The organism is Novosphingobium album (ex Liu et al. 2023), from assembly GCF_029076845.1.
Lineage (GTDB): Bacteria > Pseudomonadota > Alphaproteobacteria > Sphingomonadales > Sphingomonadaceae > Novosphingobium.
Map to the genome: position 1 here is coordinate 1 of NZ_JARESE010000103.1, position 2,477 is coordinate 2,477.

Here is a 2,477-nt window from a genome sequence, read left to right on the forward strand (position 1 = left end):
CGCGCAGGTAAAGCACCTGATCGTTGGTATCTATTCGCACTATGGTTTGGCGTTGGTCAAGCGGCGGCACGCTGAGCCAGGCGGCGCATGGATTCCCCGTCGAGTTCGAGCCTGTGGGCGTTGTGGACGAGACGATCGAGGATGGCATCGGCGTAGGTGGGATCGCCGATGAGATCGAACCAGCGCGCGATGGGAAGCTGGCTTGTGACCAGCGTTGAACGCCGACCATAGCGATCCTCGAGGATCTCCAGCAGATGATGGCGGGCATTGCCATCGAGCGGCTCAAGACCCCAGTCATCAAGGATGAGCAGGTCCACGCGGGCCAGGCTCTTCATCCGCGCAGCAATGCGGCCATCACCCTTGGCCAGCGACAGCTCATCGATCAGCCGCGGCAGCCGCGTGTAAAGGACCGACCGATTGTCACGGCAGGCCTGATGCCCGATGGCGCAGGCCAGCCAGCTTTTACCGACCCCTGCTGGCCCGATGATCGCGCAGTTTTCATGGGCACCGATCCAGTTGCCCTTGAGCAGCATCTCGAACAGCCGCCGGTCAAGCCCGCGTGTGCTGCGATAATCAACATCCTCAGGCACGGCATGATGGCGTAGTTTTGCCTGACGCAGCCGCAGGGCAAGGCGGCGGTCATTTCGCCATGTCGTCTCATGATCAAGCAACAGCGCCAACCATTCCGCATGGCTCAGGCTGGCGGCCTCGCCATTGCCATCGAGGTCGGCAAAGGCATGAGCCATGCCCGTCAGGCCAAGCTGGTTCAACTGATCAAGTGTAGGGTGTTTGAGCATCCTTGCTCCTTTCAGTGGTAGTATTGAGAGCCCCGGATATTGTCGTGCAGGATCGGCTCGCGCTCCGGGGCTTTGGACACGGGCACCTTGTCGAGCCCCTTTTCGAGGATCGATTTTACAGACGGATAATTGCGCGCGCCGATCTCCAGCGCGCGAAGCGCAGCCGCTTCAAGGCGCTCAGCGCCAAAGCGCTTGCCCAGGCCAATGATCCCCAGGCACGAACGGTAGCCTTGCTCGGGATGCGGCCGGTCCTCGATGATGCGCTCGATCAGCAGCGACAGCATCGGGCCGATCCGGCCCGCCTCCTCCTGGATCTTTGCCGGTGTCCAGTCGAGATAGCGCCGGTGGCTCGACGGCATGTGCTCGGGCACGGTCGTGTGCCGACCATTGCCACTGCCGCGCATGTGCACCGCGATCCGCTCGCCGCCGAGGAAGATCTCCACGGTCCGGGCGGTGTAACGCGCCTCGACCTCCCGGCGCGCGTAGCGGTGCGGCACGGAGTAATGATGCTGCTCGACTGCGACATGGTAATCGAGCCCGACCCGGCAGCGCTTCCATTGCGCATGGACCCACGGCTCAGCCGGTAGCGGCTTCAGGTTCGGAGCATCGATCTCCTCGAACAGCTGTCGGCGCGTTCGGCCGAACTGGCGCAGCACACGGCGCTCATTCAGATCAGCAAGGCACTCGGTAATGGCAGTATTGAGCTCGGCCAGACTGTAAAAGATGCAATTGCGCAGACGGCCCAGCACCCAGCGCTCGACGATCCTGACACAGGCCTCAACCTTCGCCTTGTCCTTGGGCCTCCTCGGCCGCGCCGGCAGCACTGCCGTCCCGTAATGCCGAGCCATGTCCGTGTAGCTGCGGTTGATCATCGGATCGAAGTGGCAGGCCTTGATCACCGCGACCTTGGCATTATCCGGAACCAGCAGCTGCGGCACCCCGCCGAAGAAGGCAAAGGCAGCATTGTGGGCCTCGGCCCAGTCGGCAAATTGCTCGGTCCAGGTCGCACACGCAAACGACAGGCTTGAGCCGCCCAGAACAGCGACGAACAGGTGCGCATCGCGGGTCTCGCCGGTCCTGCGATCCACCACCACCGGCACCGTGTCGCCAGCGTAGTCAACGAACAGCTTCTCGCCGCCAGCATGGCTCTGGCGCATCACCAACGGCAGCCGGCCTTCCCAGCGCCGGAACAGGTCACACCATCGGCTGTAGCGATAGCCGTCAGGGTTCGCCGCGTAGTACTCCTCCCACAGGATCTGCAGCGTCACGTGCTTGCGCTTCAACTCACGCGCCACCACCGCCCAGTCGGGCTCCGGCAACTTGCGGCGCCCGGGCTTTACCCCTGGCACGCCGTAGAGCCGGGACTCCAGGTCGCTGTCCGTCATCTCAGGCTGCACCGGCCAAGTCAGCCCCGACCGACTGAACCGCCGAAGCGTATCCCGGACCGTCGTCGATCCGACCCCGACCCGCTCGCCAGCTACCCGCGTCGAAAGCCCGCAGTCCAGGCTCAGACGCAAAATCTCGCGCACATGGCGCATCGCAACTCTCCTCGTCGGCATGCATTCCTCCAACCGCTGTCCGGCCGAAAGAATGCTCCAACGATCAGGTGAGCCTAACCTCAAACTGCGCGCCATCACCTCGGAATGCTGCGCGGATAATTCTCGGAACGCTGCGCGCCAT

At 63.4% G+C, this 2,477-nt stretch carries 2 protein-coding genes; both read right to left on the reverse strand.

Annotation, left to right across the window (positions count from 1 at the left end; translation table 11 throughout):
• Window positions 1-56 precede the first annotated feature (56 nt).
• Window positions 57-797, reverse strand: a complete 741-nt coding sequence (gene istB, locus PYV00_RS23935; protein WP_273304316.1) for an IS21-like element helper ATPase IstB — start codon at window positions 795-797, stop codon at window positions 57-59.
• An 11-nt stretch (window positions 798-808) separates the two neighbouring features.
• The gene (gene istA, locus PYV00_RS23940; RefSeq protein ID WP_226019822.1) at window positions 809-2,335 is read right to left on the reverse strand and encodes an IS21 family transposase; all 1,527 of its coding nucleotides are present in this window, start codon (window positions 2,333-2,335) and stop codon (window positions 809-811) included.
• Window positions 2,336-2,477: the final 142 nt, after the last annotated feature.

Coding starts and splice junctions, on each gene's coding strand:
- istB (WP_273304316.1), bottom strand. CDS start 797: ATGCTCAAACACCCTACACTTGATCAGTTGAACCAGCTTGGCCTGACG.
- istA (WP_226019822.1), bottom strand. CDS start 2,335: ATGCGCCATGTGCGCGAGATTTTGCGTCTGAGCCTGGACTGCGGGCTT.